At 40.8% G+C, this 14,638-nt stretch carries 11 protein-coding genes; 6 read left to right on the top strand and 5 right to left on the bottom strand.

From position 1 onward, the window contains the following. Positions 1 to 42: 42 nt before the first annotated feature. Positions 43 to 1,035, top strand: coding sequence for a ketopantoate reductase family protein (locus tag QOW94_RS09015; RefSeq protein WP_283680060.1), 993 nt, complete (start codon positions 43 to 45; stop codon positions 1,033 to 1,035). 216 nt (positions 1,036 to 1,251) lie between these two features. Then, a complete protein-coding gene (locus QOW94_RS09010) occupies positions 1,252 to 4,785 on the top strand; it encodes a KxYKxGKxW signal peptide domain-containing protein (protein WP_283680059.1) in 3,534 nt (1,177 codons plus the stop codon). A gap of 49 nt (positions 4,786 to 4,834) precedes the next feature. Here the strand turns inward: QOW94_RS09010 and QOW94_RS09005 are convergent, their stop codons facing one another. From QOW94_RS09005 to QOW94_RS08990, 4 genes are all read right to left on the bottom strand, one after another. Continuing rightward, positions 4,835 to 5,680 carry a helix-turn-helix domain-containing protein gene (locus tag QOW94_RS09005; RefSeq protein ID WP_283680058.1) on the bottom strand — a complete coding sequence of 282 codons (846 nt, stop codon included), beginning with the start codon at positions 5,678 to 5,680 and terminating at the stop codon, positions 4,835 to 4,837. A 62-nt stretch (positions 5,681 to 5,742) separates the two neighbouring features. Next, the gene (locus QOW94_RS09000; RefSeq protein ID WP_283680057.1) at positions 5,743 to 6,702 is read right to left on the bottom strand and encodes an electron transfer flavoprotein subunit alpha/FixB family protein; all 960 of its coding nucleotides are present in this window, start codon (positions 6,700 to 6,702) and stop codon (positions 5,743 to 5,745) included. An 11-nt stretch (positions 6,703 to 6,713) separates the two neighbouring features. Then, positions 6,714 to 7,502 (bottom strand): electron transfer flavoprotein subunit beta/FixA family protein, encoded by a 789-nt coding sequence (locus QOW94_RS08995; protein ID WP_283680056.1) that lies wholly within the window; start codon positions 7,500 to 7,502, stop codon positions 6,714 to 6,716. 11 nt (positions 7,503 to 7,513) lie between these two features. Next, on the bottom strand, positions 7,514 to 8,638 hold the full coding sequence (locus QOW94_RS08990) for an acyl-CoA dehydrogenase family protein (RefSeq protein ID WP_283680055.1): 1,125 nt from the start codon (positions 8,636 to 8,638) through the stop codon (positions 7,514 to 7,516). Positions 8,639 to 9,746: 1,108 nt separating this feature from the next. On the opposite strand from QOW94_RS08990, the gene QOW94_RS08985 reads away from it, so the two are divergent. Beyond that, entirely contained in the window at positions 9,747 to 10,607 is an 861-nt protein-coding gene (locus QOW94_RS08985) for an alpha/beta hydrolase (protein WP_283680054.1), read from the top strand. On the opposite strand, the gene QOW94_RS08980 is transcribed toward QOW94_RS08985, so the two are convergent. Continuing rightward, positions 10,585 to 11,241, bottom strand: coding sequence for a YczE/YyaS/YitT family protein (locus tag QOW94_RS08980; protein ID WP_283680053.1), 657 nt, complete (start codon positions 11,239 to 11,241; stop codon positions 10,585 to 10,587). The genes QOW94_RS08985 and QOW94_RS08980 overlap by 23 nt on opposite strands. A 210-nt stretch (positions 11,242 to 11,451) precedes the next feature. On the opposite strand from QOW94_RS08980, the gene QOW94_RS08975 reads away from it, so the two are divergent. The 3 genes from QOW94_RS08975 to QOW94_RS08965 all read left to right on the top strand — a co-directional run bounded on the left by QOW94_RS08975 (position 11,452) and on the right by QOW94_RS08965 (position 14,288). Then, positions 11,452 to 11,694: a hypothetical protein gene (locus QOW94_RS08975; protein WP_283680052.1), complete on the top strand. Its 243-nt coding sequence runs from the start codon at positions 11,452 to 11,454 to the stop codon at positions 11,692 to 11,694. Between the two features lie 224 nt (positions 11,695 to 11,918). Further along, positions 11,919 to 13,430 carry a glycerol kinase GlpK gene (gene glpK / locus QOW94_RS08970; protein ID WP_283680051.1) on the top strand — a complete coding sequence of 504 codons (1,512 nt, stop codon included), beginning with the start codon at positions 11,919 to 11,921 and terminating at the stop codon, positions 13,428 to 13,430. Between the two features lie 522 nt (positions 13,431 to 13,952). Further along, the gene (locus QOW94_RS08965) at positions 13,953 to 14,288 is read left to right on the top strand and encodes a DUF7679 family protein (protein ID WP_283680050.1); all 336 of its coding nucleotides are present in this window, start codon (positions 13,953 to 13,955) and stop codon (positions 14,286 to 14,288) included. Positions 14,289 to 14,638 lie beyond the last annotated feature (350 nt).

Genomic DNA, 14,638 nt, shown 5'->3' with positions numbered 1-14,638 from the left:
TAGAAATTGACGAGAAAACTAAATGACGGAGTGTGATTAATTATGAAATTTGCAATGATTGGTGCAGGAGCAATGGGACTTAGATACGGAATTTTACTACAAGAGGCTGGCAACGACGTTACCTTTATTGATACATGGCAACCACATATTGATAAGATTCGTGAACAAGGTGGCGTCTACGTAATGCGTGATCACGAGAACCGTCACTTAGTGGATATTAAATTGGAAACTCCAGAAACTTACGATGACGATCCTGATATGTTTATTTTCTTCACTAAGCAGATGCAGTTAGCTGACTACCTTGAACGCTGTGCCCATTTCTTTAAACCAAAGCACTATGCATTTACTTGTATGAACGGAATGGGCCATATTGAAAAGCTCCAACAATACTTCGATGATGACAAGATTATTGGTGGAACTGCTTTGATTGCGACTGTTTTGCCTGGCCCAGGTGAAGTTGATTTCATGGGCAAACCGGGTGCCGGCAAGATGAACATGTGCCCACTTAACGAGAAACCTGACGCAATGTGCAAGCAACTGTACAATGAACTTGAAAAGGGCCACATGAACCCAACTTTGACTGATGACTTTATGGGAACGTTGATGACCAAGGTTATCTTTAACTCAGTTATCAACACCATCTGTACGATGTTTGAAATTCAAATGGGTGAGTTTGGTAACTTTAGTGGCTTTGACCAGATGGCTCGCCAATTGATTGATGAAGCATATGATATTTGTGCGAGAGCTGACATTCACCTTGTTTCTAGTCGAAAGGAAGAAATGATCGCCTTGGAGAGAAACACTAGAATTGATATGCCACTGCATTACCCATCAATGTATCAAGATATGACTAACGACCGCCCAACTGAGGTTGATTACATCAATGGATACATTGCTAAACTAGGTGAGAAGTATGGCTACAATGCCCCAACTCATAAGTTTGTTACCCAGGCGGTTCATTTAGCAGAATACCATCGTCAAAACGAGAAGAAGATGCGGGAACAGCAAGAACCAAAGGAAACAATTGCAATTTAGTTAAATAGATAAGGGAATGCCACCTAATTTCAATTTGAAATTTTGGTGGTATTTTTTGGTTGGCATAGTTATAAATTGTTTCTGGATTTGCATCTGGTATTAATCGACAAAAACTAATAGCTTGATTTATGAGAAATAAGAACTAGGATAACCATGGGCAGAAAATTATGCAATAATAATTTTTTACATAAAATATTAAATTGGGGGTAATTATTAATGACTGGTAAACAATTGGGCAACCAAATGGATACCAAAATTCATTATAAAATGTATAAAGACGGTAAGAAGTGGGTGTTTGCTGGATTAGCAACGCTATCAATGGGGGCTTCTCTGTTATCGTTTGATCAAGGAGTTCATGCTGATAATACGCAAACAAGCACGACACCGACAGTGTCGAAAGTTCAGGCTAACTCGAAGTCTGTAACGAGCACGCCGACTATTACATCTACTGGTGCAAATAAAGCTATGACTCCGGCTACGGATCCACAGACTACTAAACAGAACGTTGCTACTAAGTCTGTGAATGACGCTAATTCACAACCAACCGACCAAGTTGGTAGTAACAGTCAGATTCAGAATAAGGTAACTACTAGTAATCAACAGAAGCAACCTAATGCTTCAAATACCAAAACCGTAGATGTTGCATCAAATCGCGAAACTCAAAAATCACAGGTTAAAAGTACTAAGTCTACAACGAAGACAGATAGTAATTTAACATCAACCACGACGGCAAAACCAGCAAGTGATTTAAATAAAAAATCAGCCACGGTTATTGATAATAGTAAAACTGGGAAATCAACTAAGCCAAGCCCACAAGTTTTATCGGCATCCAAAGTGGTAACGAAGTCATCTTCATATGACGAAACTAATAAAGCAACAACTGATGCAAATAAGCAAGCTCAGGATGTAAATGCGTTGGTTGACAAGCTTAACAATCTACTAAAGAAAAATCCTGCCAATACCAGTGAAATCAATGTTTTAATTGGGAAAATTAAAACTAGCAATGCCACTTACCTTACCAAGAAGGATAAAGTTGATGAGCTCGTCAACGCTTATCAAAATGGCATCAAGAGTGTCACATTGAATGGAACTGAACAAGAAAAAACGTTATCGAAGTATGATCAATTGGCAGATCAATTCAATAAGCAAATCCAAAAGATTGTGGGAGCACCCGATGTTAATGATACGCAAGCGCAATTGAATGCAGCGTTGGCCAAGTTGAATAAGCAACTGAAGGATATCAAGGCCAATGCTGAAAAGGGCGTAGCAATAGATACGAATGCCCTTAACGCAAGTAAGACGGCATATGATAATGCTCGGACTGCTTATAATAAAGCTGTTGATAACTATAATAGTGAACATGCTGATTCTAAGATCGGAGAAGTTGAAGCAGGTCCATCAATTGATCAGTTAATTAAAGCCGTTAACAACAACCAGGAGCGTAATGCTTATGAAAAAGCTAATGATATCTACAAAGATTTGACTAAATCAGATGGGGAAATAACTCAATTACAAAGTAGTTTGACTGCATGGAATGAAAGCGTCAAAAACTACAATTCTAAGCTGTCAAACCCAGCTACTACTGAAGATGATTTGACAAAAAGTACGCAGACTGTAGAGGACACACAAACTGCTTTAGAAACAGTGCTAAATAAGTTTGATTATAAAAAGATCCATAATTATCAAGTAGCCTTAGAGGCTTACAAAACAGCCTTGGCTAAAGTTGATCATACTAAGCAAGCATATGATGAAGATGCGTTGACAAACTTTAAAAATAGTTTAGCAAAGCTCAACGGATTTTCTGATACCGCAAAGACATATTCAGCTAATATGGCAAAGAACATAACGGATTTCACTCAACTTCAAAAGATCACTAATACTTTCAGTGCTTTGCAGCAAAAAGTTAAAGACATCAACACCAAGGCTCAAGCTCAAATCGATGCAGTCATCGCCTGGAATACTGCAATCAATAAAGACTCTACGTCCTTGGATTCAAACGGTAAGCCAATTAGGATGATTGATAGCGTTGCTTCAACGGATAGACAATCCATCACCGATGATTTGAATGCCCTTGGAAATAAAGTGGTTCAAACGAGTTATGCATATATTGATGCCGTCAATGGTACTAAAACCGAACTAAAATCAGTCGATGCCGTAACTGATGAAAATGGTAAAACATATCAGACGTTAGAAAAGGGAGCTGTAGCAAATCAAGGTCAAAGGTTGCAAGCCCTTGAGGATGCATACACCAAAGCCGTTAGTGACTATAATAATAGTCACAAGGATAGTCCGATCAAGGCTGGTAAGATTGAGAGCGATAAGTCAGGAAATGATGCTAGTAAATTTCCTGATTTTCTTGAGGGGAATAATGGTTTTAATAATCAGTATAAATCATTAGTAACGACGCTGGCTAATTTGATTGTTGGTAATAATAATTCAGCAATTAATTATTTGCATAAGAAGGGATTGACTGGTAATAGTACGGATGGTTCTTATACAGCAAGTAAATCAAGTTCAAGGCCAGGCACTTTGACGGTTAATGTGTATAGTAACGGAGTTGATGAAAAGGCATGGGGCAATAATGCGTTCAACAATGATACCGCAATTCTTAGTGGTTATATAGTTCATAAATATGATCCGAATAATCCTCAATCACTTGATTTCACCAAGGATGAAAAGAAGAATATTTTAGCTGGTGGTATTGGTGGTGAGGCTATTAAGAAAACAATTGCTGGCTATCAGTTAGTAGGTTATTCAATTATTCAAAATTCTAATAGTGATGCGGTCATAACTAAAAAGAACCAAACGTATCGCTTTACGACTAACGATCCACTAGCAGAATTTTTTGCTAATCCAATTCGGTCTGGAGTCAGTCAAAATAGTAATATTCAAGTTTATTTCTATTATTTGAAGAATACAAGCGATAACTCTGTTCCGACGACACCAAAGCTTGCCCCGACTTATACGTTAACTGGAGGGCAAAGTGGTAATTTGCAGACGATCAAGAGCATTGAAGTCGCTGGTTTGCCAAAGTTGACTAATGAGCCTTCAGAGGTTACATTGCCACCATATTCAAGCGGAACAAAAATTCCAATCGCAACCGCATTTCTGCCAGAAATTGAAATAAATCCAGAAAAGACAGTTGTTCCACCATATACTCCGGGTCATAAGACAAACGTGCCCCCTGAAGAACCGAATGTTCCTAATACTCCGGGTCATAAGACAAACGTGCCTCCTGAAGAACCAAATGTTCCTAATACTCCGGGTCATAAGACAAACGTGCCCCCTGAGGAACCAAACGTACCAAATACTCCCGGCAACAAGACCAATGTGCCACCAGAGGAGCCTAATGTTCCAAATACACCCGGTAACAAGACAAACGTTCCGCCTGAGAAACCAGGTGTTCCAAACACACCCGGTAACAAGACAAACGTTCCGCCTGAGAAACTTGGTGTTTCAAACACGCTAGGGGATGAGACGAACACTCCAACAACTACAGGGTATAAACTTACATCCTTGAGAAATCATGCTAGGAATGCCTATGGTACCCCAACATATACGAGTTTAACTAATGGTTCATCAGCCAATAGTAATGCCTCCGGTGATAATGAAACTAACCCTGAGTTTGTTAAGGGTAAGTTACCACAAACCGGTGAAAAACAATCAGCAAGCACCTCAGTAATAGGGGTATTGTTACTAGCAGCTTCATTATTCGGGTTAGGTAAAATCTTCAAGCGAAGGGAAAACTAAATAGTGGCAATCAAAAAGGCAATCCGGTTGGATTGCCTTTTTTGTATTACTAAATTTTGAATTCCGCGATTCGTTTCAGTAACTTTTGGTTCTTATTTAATTTTGCAAAAGCCTTTGCATCGTTCAGGTAGTCAGTGATTTCGGTTGCTGGCTTTTTCTCTTCCCGAGCATTTTGGGCTTGGCGGAACAGGGATCGAGCAAGGTAGTAGGTGACGTGATTATTGGCACAAACTTCGTAACCATAAACTAGTAATGAATCACTGGTCTCAAAGTCACCAGCGTGGGCGAAGTAGTCAGCGGTGTAGAATATCATCGCCATAGCCCGCCACACTGCTTTTTCGCCATTCAGTGGTAATGAGTGAAGCTCATCAAACACTTTTTGGAAATAGAATTCACTCTTGTCTAAATCACCGTTTCTAAAGTAGGCAGTCCCGATTCCGGTGAATGCCAGTTGCGAATATATTGTCTTGTGAGCGTCGTCCAAATCGTTCAGAATCTGATCAAATGAGAACAGGCTGTCAGATAATGGTTTATCCTGAAGAGCTGCTAAGAACCCCTGGATAAAGTGATACTGCATCTTACCATCAGTGGGCAGGTCAGATAATTCAATCGTCTTTAGTTCTTCTTCAGCCGTTGCAAACTCACTAGTGATCAGTTTGAATTCAGCTTTATCAAGCACTCGAATTGCTTCTGACTGAGCTGGTGGCACGATTGGGAAAATATCGTCTAACGTAAGTCCCAATCGGGAACAAAGTTTGGTGAGAATTCGGATGGCCGGAGCCTTACCAGATTTTTCAAACTTACTTAGCGTTGCCTGGGTACAAATTCCCTCACAAAGTTCTTCCTGGGAGTAGCCCAATCGTTTTCTAGTCTGAACAAATAGTTCAATATTCATAATTATCATTCCAATATTTTAATTTTGGTCTTTAAAATCAGTATATCAGAATCAGCTACCAATTATAATTGTTTTAATAACCCCTGGAGGAATTCTTCAGCATCACCCACGTATTTATAATCCGATGATTCAAAAATTGGGGCGTTTTCGTCGGTGTTGACGGAAACGATAGTGTCGGCATTTTGCATTCCAACGGTATACTGAACAGCACCGGAAATTCCAAGGTTAATAATCAATTCTGGGGCAACGGTATTTCCACTTTGGCCAATTTGTTGTTCGTGACTAAACTCAGGCAAATCGGTTAGTGGGCGACTAACGGCAATGGTAGCACCAATTCGGGCAGCAACCGCCTTGGCATGGGCAATTACTTGTTCGGACTGAGCGCCACGGCCCAAAGCGATGATGCGAGTTGCGGAGTTGATGTTAGTGTCGTCAGCAACCAGTGGGGTTTCAGTGTCAATCGTGATACGGTCGTCAACCTTAACGGCAAGGTTGGCCGTTACGACTTCGCTGGTTGGCGTTGCTTCGACTGCTTTAAAAGTGTTTGGTCGAACTGAAGCCATTTGGGGTCTTGTCTTAGGGCAGGTGATTTCACACATCACGTTATCCCCGTATGAAGGCTTTGAAGCAATCAGTAGGTCATCCTCAAATCGCAAATCAAGACAGTCGGCCGTCAAACCGGTTTTTAACTCTGATTGAACTCGAGGGGCGATTGAACGTCCAGTGACGGTGGCACTGAATAGAAATGCGTTAGGTAAGTCCTTCTTGGCTAATTCCACTAGGGCGTTAGCAATGGTGTCGTCGTTAGCTTCGTTAAGGGCTTCATCCTTGATGATGACGATTTTGTCAGCACCGTATGGTTTAACCTCTGATTCCAAGTTCTGGTTAGGGGTTTCTGTGATTACCGCCACAACGGGACCATCACTGATTTCTTTTGCTTTGGTAACTAATTGCAAGCTGCTGGGATCTACGTGATTAAAGTGGTTTTCAATGTAAACCCAGGTTTCTAAATTGTTAGTCATATCGATTCCTCCTAAAGCACGTTCTTGGCAGATAATTCTGAGATTAATTTTTCAGCAACGGTTGTTGGGTCACCTTCAAGATTCATTGTTTGCTTAGCTGCTTTTTCAGGCGAGTAAACTTTGGTTACGATGGTTGGTGATCCTGCTTGACCAAGTTCGTTCTCTGGAACATCAAGATCTTTTTCAGACCAAACGGTGATGTCCTTATCAAAACTAAGCATGATATTTCTAGGAGTTGCGTAGCGGGGCTTGTTAAGTTCAGATCTAACTGTTACGACTGCCGGCAGTTGAGCACTGATGCGTTTTTCTGAGTGGTCGAGGAGGCTAACCGCTGATACTCGTGAATCGCCAATAACTCTGAGTGATGATGCGTATGTTATTTGCGGTAAATCTAGTTTGTCAGCGACGATTGGACCAACCTGACCAGTATCGGCATCAACGGCTTGGCGACCAAATACTACAAGGTCAACGTCACCAATTTTTTTGATGGCTGATGCAAGGACGGCTGCAGTAGCAAGAGTGTCCGCACCTGCGAATGCCCGAGAACTTAGTAATACCGCTGAGTCTGCTCCCATTGCAAGAGCACCACGGAGGGATGTTTCAAAGTCATTTGGTCCCATTGAAAGGGCGATGACTTCGGCGTTGGTTTCATCTTTAATTTGGAGGGCGGCTTCAATGGCGTTCTTATCGAACTGGTTGATAACCCCCTCGACCCCGTTTCTGACGAGGTTGTTTGTCTTTTCATCAATTTTAACTGAATCAGTTTTTGGAACTTGTTTGATTGCAACTACGATTTTCATGATTTGACCTCCTACTTAGCAAACTCAGCTTTGGCGATTGCTGATCTCATTTTTTCAACGGTTCCTTCGGCAATTTCGAGTGCTCTGGCGTCCCGAATCAAATGCTCGATTGGGTATTCGCGACTGTAACCATAGCCTGCAAGCACTTGAAGGGCATCATCACCTGCGGCAACTGCGGAACGACTACCAAACGTTTTGGCCATTGCGGCTTCTTCCATATATGGGAGATGGTTTTGCTTATTGATAGCTGCTTGTTGGTAAACAAGCTTGGTTAATTCCTTTGAAATTGCGATGTTGGCAATTTTTTCTTGGATGACCTGAAGTTCGGTTAGGGGGGTGTCCAACGCTTTTCGTTGTTTTGCATAGTCGGTGGCAATCTTTAAAGCGTGTTCCATGATTCCAGTTAGAACGGCTCCCATAAGGATTCTGGCATCGTCATGGGCTTGGTCCGCGATTTCAATTCCCTGACCCCGTTTGCCAAGCAAGTGAGATTCAGGCACCACAATGTTGTCCATCACAATCTCGCCAACTGGAGTCCCGCGGAGGCCGATAAAGTCTTCGCGTTTACCGAATGTAAACCCAGGCATATCCTTATCAACTACGAAACAGGAAAATTCATTATCCCCGGTCTTGACAAGCACGGTATAAACTTCAGCTAAACCACCGTTAGTGATCATCACCTTGTCCCCGTTAAGGACCCAGTGATCACCTTCCTTAACGGCAGTTGACCGAATCCCAGTTGGATTAGAACCACCACTTGGCTCGGTGTTAGAGAATGCAAATATTCTTTGTGAGGCAGTTGGCAAGTATTCGTCGAGGAGAGCTTGATTCCCATATAAGAGCAATTGATCAATACTCTTGTAATGACCCTCCAAGGTAACGCCAACACTAGCGTTTCCGTATGACAAATCGTTAATCGTCTGGGCGACAGCGATAGGATCGAATTCAGCACCACCGTACTCTTTAGGCAACGTCAATGCTAGAAATCCGGTATCAATCAGCTTTTGAAAGAGACCATCGGTGAAGTCACCTTTCCGGTCAATCTCCATGTCAAATGGGGCAACTTCGTTTTCGGTAAAGTCGACAACCATTTCGTGGAGCATCTTCTGTTTTGCGGTCATTGTGTTATCAAACATGTTAAATTCCTCCTGCTCATTTTTTCACAAACTTGGGCAAAAAAATATCATTAATCCTTATTTACTGTTTACGAGTTCATTTAAACATAATAATTGGAATAATTCAAATATATACTATTGGAATATAAAGAGAATTTGATTTGATAATGTGAGAGGAGATCTTGGACTTGATTGAAAGCATAAAAAAACCTCCAAGGTCGGGGGGACCTTGAAGGTATTTTTTTAAAGTTAAGATAAGACGAGGGGGGTGTCTTATCTAAATATGTCTATATTCTGAGGGGAATATGAATATGAAACTTATAATAAACTAACGGGGGATTAATTTATTACGTATTATTGGGGGGTAAGAAAAGAAATATTTAAGTCATCCCTTTTCCTATGCTTATTAATATACAGAACAGATATTAAGAAAAAAGGATGAAAGTTTGAACATTTTGTGAATGTCGTCAAAACCCTTATGGAATGGGGTATATTGGACTATAAATTTGAAGCAAAAAGTTTTTTTGAAGTGAAATTCGACAATTCTGATCAATTTTGACCACTTTCCAAACAATTTTTAATAACGACAGGTTCCTAGATTAAAGTTGTCAATTAGATCAAGGTCATCAAATTTTGCGCAAAAAAAAGAAAAGGCGGGGGAACCTTTTCTTTTAACCAATATAGTCTTCTTTTCGGGGGAGATCTAAAATAAAGGGGACAATGAATTATTATTTAATAATTAATTGTTCTATTATATGTGTATCGAAAACCTTTGCTTTCGATATTGTATATACTACCCACTAAATATAGTTAATCTTTGTTCAATTTGTGAAACTTTTATGAACGAAATAAAAAAGATAAGACACGGGGATGTCTTACCTTCAAGATACCTATATTCTAGGGGAAGAATATGAATATAAAAGTAATAAATTAAAGGGGGATTTAATTTATCGCTAACACAAGTAACAAACTCATTACCTATGCTACGGTTTTAAATATAATGCTTAGTTGTTACTAAACAATGAACAAAATGTGAACTTTTTGTGAACTTATCTGATAAATTATTGTAAACGATTACAAATGCCTATAAATCAGCATTACTAAAATTAAGTAAAAATGGGGTGATTCCATGAGTTTCAAGGCGCGACGCCAATTTAACAAATTAGCAAAGAATCAGTACAAAAGCAATGTAAGTCACAGCTTTTTGAAGCCAAATCAGCGGTATAGTGTGTTTAATCAGCCTGAATTCGAGGGCAAAGTTGCTAAAATTGATACAGGTCAAATCGTAACGATTGAACCAGAGCAAGCACCAATTGCTCAAATTATCTACTTTCATGGTGGGGCAATGACGGTGCCAATGAATGAGGATCAGCTGCGGTTGGTTACCAGGATTGGGGACATGGTTCCCGCAACGATTAAGGTTGTTGATTACCCACTTTTATTCCAATCGAAGAGTATTGATTTGATTCAATTTTCCCAGCGAGCTATCAAAGAAGTGATTACTAACTCTGGAGATTTGCCAACTTATATTTTGGCAGATTCGGCAGGAACCATTCCTGCGGTTGAAAGTGTTTTAGCAACGTTTGAGTCGGTGGCGGGAATTATCTTAATTTCCCCGTGGTTTGACCCTAAACTTCATGACCAAAAGATTAAGCGCCAATCGGAAGACGATATTTTTCTGGATTATGATGTGCTGAAGCAAATCGGTGATGAATTTGAAGACTCACTTGGTGAGTACAAACTACATGATGTCTTTGACCCGGCAAACCTGCGCGGCCAGAACTTCCTGGTTTTCTATAGCCAAAATGAAATGTTATCTCCGGATACGGAGAGATTCATTGAAGTTGCTGAGCGGGCGGTTGATACGACGGTAAAGAGTCATAAATTTACCGATGCTTTTCATGACTATGTCCTCTGGCCGGATTTACCCGAAACAAAAAAGACCGAGAAATTAATCTCAGCCTTCATTAAAGATCGACGTGATGCTTGAGTTTTGGAAAGGCATGGGTGTCTGACCAGCCCATCATTGCCCCCTGGAAAATTAGGGCAAACGCGGTTCCAAAACCAATTGCGTACAGATTGTGGGTAATTAGGTAACAAATCAAAGTAATTGATAGTGGCGGGACGTAACTTGTCCACTGGGAAATTATCGCACTTCCGTGAACGAACTTGAACCGGACAATGTAGGCTAAGTCGTCGTTGGGGTGCATTACCAAGTTAGCTCGTGAATACATTGATACGGCAACCGCAACCATAAACAACCCGATGACGTCTAGAATCAGTCGTTCCCAAAAGTTATAATTGGGAACCCCCATCCAGTCGAAAATGGCTTGAGCACCTTGGACCATGTAACTAAATGGCAGTGTGAATATCAGGTTGGAGAAGAATCGCCGCCGGTCAAAGTAACCAATCAATAATTGATTCATAATCGTGACCCCGACCCCGTAAACGAACAGGGTCGTTCCTAAGGCAATCCCGGTAGTCTTGGATAAATTAACGGCAGACGCTGTCCATACGGCACTACCAAGGTTGGTGGAGATAGCCAGAGCGTTACCGGCAGAATTGATGATCAACGACAGACACAGATAATAAAGTCGTTGTTTAAAGTCTTTAGTTTTCGCCATGAATCTCTGGGTCTCCTGTCTGAAAGTTTACTATATTAATATAGCATAAAAGAGCAACCCATGATTAACAATGTCGAGGTTACAGCCTAATAAAAGATAGCGGTTTCTAAATCTTACAGTTTGGTAAAATCAGCCTTATACCACTTAACATTTTTAAAATTAGGACTACATTTGTATTGTAGAAGATTTTATTTGAAATGGGGGACAACTATGACTGAACGTCAAATGATCCAAGAAATTTTAAATACCGTCGATGTTACATATGATTTTGAAAACACCAATGACGATACTAAGGAATATGATATTGCTATCGTTCGCCAAAAAGAAGATAAGCGGCCGGTTGATGAGATCAATGGTGAAATTAAAAAATATTTTCAAGAGGCTGACTTTAGTTACGACGAAAAGATTTCACCGGATGAAAATACAGATATTTTAGTCTCAGTTAAAAAGTAAATTGGTCTAGTTTGAAAATAACTTACAAACTGCTTGATTGCAACGATTTGCACACTATGGTATAGTTCATGGTGTGCTTTTTGTTATCGCGGAATTAGAAATGGCAAATCTTAAACGACTTGAACAAATTTGGCTTAAGTCGATACATATACTCGAAAATAATTCGAAACGGTTTTTTATGATAAGATTTAGATAAATGCCGTTAACCGACTGGAGGAATATAAATGTCAGCTCTCACAGATCGTGAAAAATATGTACTATCAATTGACCAAGGGACTACAAGTACCCGGGCAATGATTTTTGATAAAAGCGGCCGGAAGGTTATTGAGGCCTACAAACCAATTAAACAAATTATCCCACACAGTGGGTGGGTTGAAACTGACCCTAATGAAATTTACACGTCAGTGTTAAACGTGATTTCTTCTGCTTTCATTGATGCTGGAGTCCACCCAGAGGATATCGAAGGAATTGGAATCGTTAACCAACGTGAAACGACGATTATCTGGGATAAAGAAACAGGAGAGCCAATCTATAATGCGATTGGCTGGCAATCCAAGCAAACCGCCGGCATTGCTAAGAATCTTGTTGATAAGGGATATTCAAACTTATTCCACAAAAAGACTGGTCTGATTATCGATTCATACTTCTCAGCTACTAAAGTTCGGTGGATCCTGGATCAAGTTCCAGGAGCACAAGAACGGGCTGAAAAGGGCGAGTTGTTATTTGGTACTGTGGATACCTACCTTCTGTGGAAACTAACTGGAGGACGATTGCACGTAACTGATATTTCTAATGCCAGCCGAACAATGATGTTCAATATTCATGCTCTTCGTTGGGACGATGATATTTTAAAACTATTGAACATTCCGGCTGTTATGCTACCTGAGGTTAAAACTTCAAGTGAAGTCTATGGCGTCACTGAAAACTTCCAGTTTTATGGGATTGAAGTCCCAATTGCCGGAATTGCCGGGGACCAGCAGGCTGCGTTAATTGGCCAACTCGCGTTTGATACTGGAATGGTTAAGAATACGTATGGTGATGGTGCCTTCATTATGATGAACACCGGTGAAAAGCCCGAGTTATCAGATGAAAACTTGTTAACGACGATTGCTTATGATATTAATGGGCATTTGAATTACGCTCTTGAAGGATCGATTTTTGCTGCTGGGAGTGCAATGAGCTGGCTTGCAGATAGTATGGGATTAGTCGAAAGTGTTCCCGAGTCTCGACAAGCAGCGATGAATTCTGATTCGGATGATGATGTCTATGTTGTTCCTGCCTTTGATGGCTTAGGAGCTCCATACTGGGACCAGGATGTTCGTGGATCGGTGTTTGGATTGACGCGTGGGACCACGAAGGAAGACTTCGTTAAGGCAACGCTGCAATCGATTGCGTACGGCACTAAGGATATTATTGATACGATGGAACGTGATACGGGGATGAAGATTCCTCGTTTGATGGCCGATGGTGGGGCGTCTCGGAATCGCTATTTGATGCAATTCCAAGCCGATATATTGGATATTCCGATCCAACGGGCATCTGACGAGGATACGACGGCGTTTGGGGCGGCTGTGTTGGCTGGCCTCGCTGTTGGATTCTGGAAAGATACTGATGAGGTTAGGGGACTGGTTGAGGATGGCCGGTTGTTTGAACCGAATATGGAAGAAGAAAAGAGAGTCAAGCTTTACAGTGGGTGGACCCAGGCTGTGAAGGCGGCGAGAATGTTTAGGGTGTAAGCAGAGTGCTGAACACCACGGGTAATCTTTGAGCACTAAATTAAAAATGACGAGCGAGCAAACGAAGTGCGCGGTCGTCATTTTTATTTAGGTGAGAAGATTGTGGTGGGAAGCCGATTTGGGTAGAGTGTGAGGGAGTGGGACAGAAAGCATACGAAGATGCTTTCGTTGTCTCACCCCCGCAAAACCGACAGTAACTGAGCGCCATGAATAATGTCCCTCAGTCCTGACGGTTACTGCGTGTAGCAAGTAGTTGGATAAAAGCAAAGCTGCAGTAATGAATTTCATTTTTTGAAATTTGTTACTGCAGCTTTTCGGTGTCCTCAGTTATTTATCAGCATCATTGTTTGTAAAGGTGAGATGGTTAAACGTAGGAATCAGGTTTGGCGAACAGGTTTTGGCTATGTAGCAGATAAGAAGGCGAGCAATATTTCTCCATTTTACTATTCCTCCATTCCTCAAAATAAGCTATTATTATCAATAATAATTTGCAAACTAATATGAGTAGAACAGGAGCCACAATTGTCAAAACCAGTTTATTTTGCCAAAATTGAAATTCCAGGAGCTAACGGTAGACTAGAAACGCTAAAGTTTAGTTCAGATATTCAAAAGGCACTGTCCCTAGATAATGATCCTAACCGTTGGGTTAACGCGTTGCGGGAATCGCTGATAATTATTCCTAATGGCGAATATTATCGGAATCGGCAACCACTAATGAGAGTTGGTAAAATCAAGAAAGTAATCATCACTAGGGGGAAAGGCACTAGACAAAAGTTTCCTCGCTACAATCGAACCACTAGAAGTCAGTTCGTCCTAAAGGAGAATTGGCAGCAGGATGATAAACGAAAACAGTTGTAAATAATTGCATTTCTAAATCACGATTATCCAAAATTAAGCCGGCTGGTGATTAAGTCTGATGTTGGTTACTGGTACCAGGGAGCGGGAATTAAATTTAAATTGGGACGGGTACCTGAGCGAATTGCTAGGTTCGGGGCTAGGATGATAGCGACGATGGCATTTTTTAGGAACTTTAGGTGAATAACGGATTCGAAGAGTCGAAAACATCGGCTCTTTTTTTGCAACTTGAATTTACAATTTAAGTGCAACAGTGACTAAAAAAAGGACCCATAGCTGGATTCCTGTAAAATGATGTTTGCGAAAACAATCATGAAAGGAATCTAGCTATGAGCCACTACAAGCATCTTACC

The sequence above is a fragment of the Lentilactobacillus sp. Marseille-Q4993 genome, from assembly GCF_951230165.1.
Classification (GTDB): domain Bacteria; phylum Bacillota; class Bacilli; order Lactobacillales; family Lactobacillaceae; genus Lentilactobacillus.
The sequence above is the reverse complement of the archived record's forward strand: the minus strand, read 5'-3'. Positions and strand labels throughout refer to the sequence as shown.

Excerpts from the sequence above, each read along its gene's own strand:
- QOW94_RS09015 (WP_283680060.1), top strand. The coding sequence starts at position 43 with ATGAAATTTGCAATGATTGGTGCAGGAGCAATGGGACTTAGATACGGA.
- QOW94_RS08995 (WP_283680056.1), bottom strand. The coding sequence starts at position 7,502 with ATGAAAATCGTAGTTGCAATCAAACAAGTTCCAAAAACTGATTCAGTT.
- QOW94_RS08975 (WP_283680052.1), top strand. The coding sequence starts at position 11,452 with ATGACTGAACGTCAAATGATCCAAGAAATTTTAAATACCGTCGATGTT.
- QOW94_RS09000 (WP_283680057.1), bottom strand. The coding sequence starts at position 6,702 with ATGACTAACAATTTAGAAACCTGGGTTTACATTGAAAACCACTTTAAT.
- glpK (WP_283680051.1), top strand. The coding sequence starts at position 11,919 with ATGTCAGCTCTCACAGATCGTGAAAAATATGTACTATCAATTGACCAA.
- QOW94_RS08985 (WP_283680054.1), top strand. The coding sequence starts at position 9,747 with ATGAGTTTCAAGGCGCGACGCCAATTTAACAAATTAGCAAAGAATCAG.
- QOW94_RS08990 (WP_283680055.1), bottom strand. The coding sequence starts at position 8,638 with ATGTTTGATAACACAATGACCGCAAAACAGAAGATGCTCCACGAAATG.
- QOW94_RS08980 (WP_283680053.1), bottom strand. The coding sequence starts at position 11,241 with ATGGCGAAAACTAAAGACTTTAAACAACGACTTTATTATCTGTGTCTG.
- QOW94_RS09010 (WP_283680059.1), top strand. The coding sequence starts at position 1,252 with ATGACTGGTAAACAATTGGGCAACCAAATGGATACCAAAATTCATTAT.
- QOW94_RS09005 (WP_283680058.1), bottom strand. The coding sequence starts at position 5,680 with ATGAATATTGAACTATTTGTTCAGACTAGAAAACGATTGGGCTACTCC.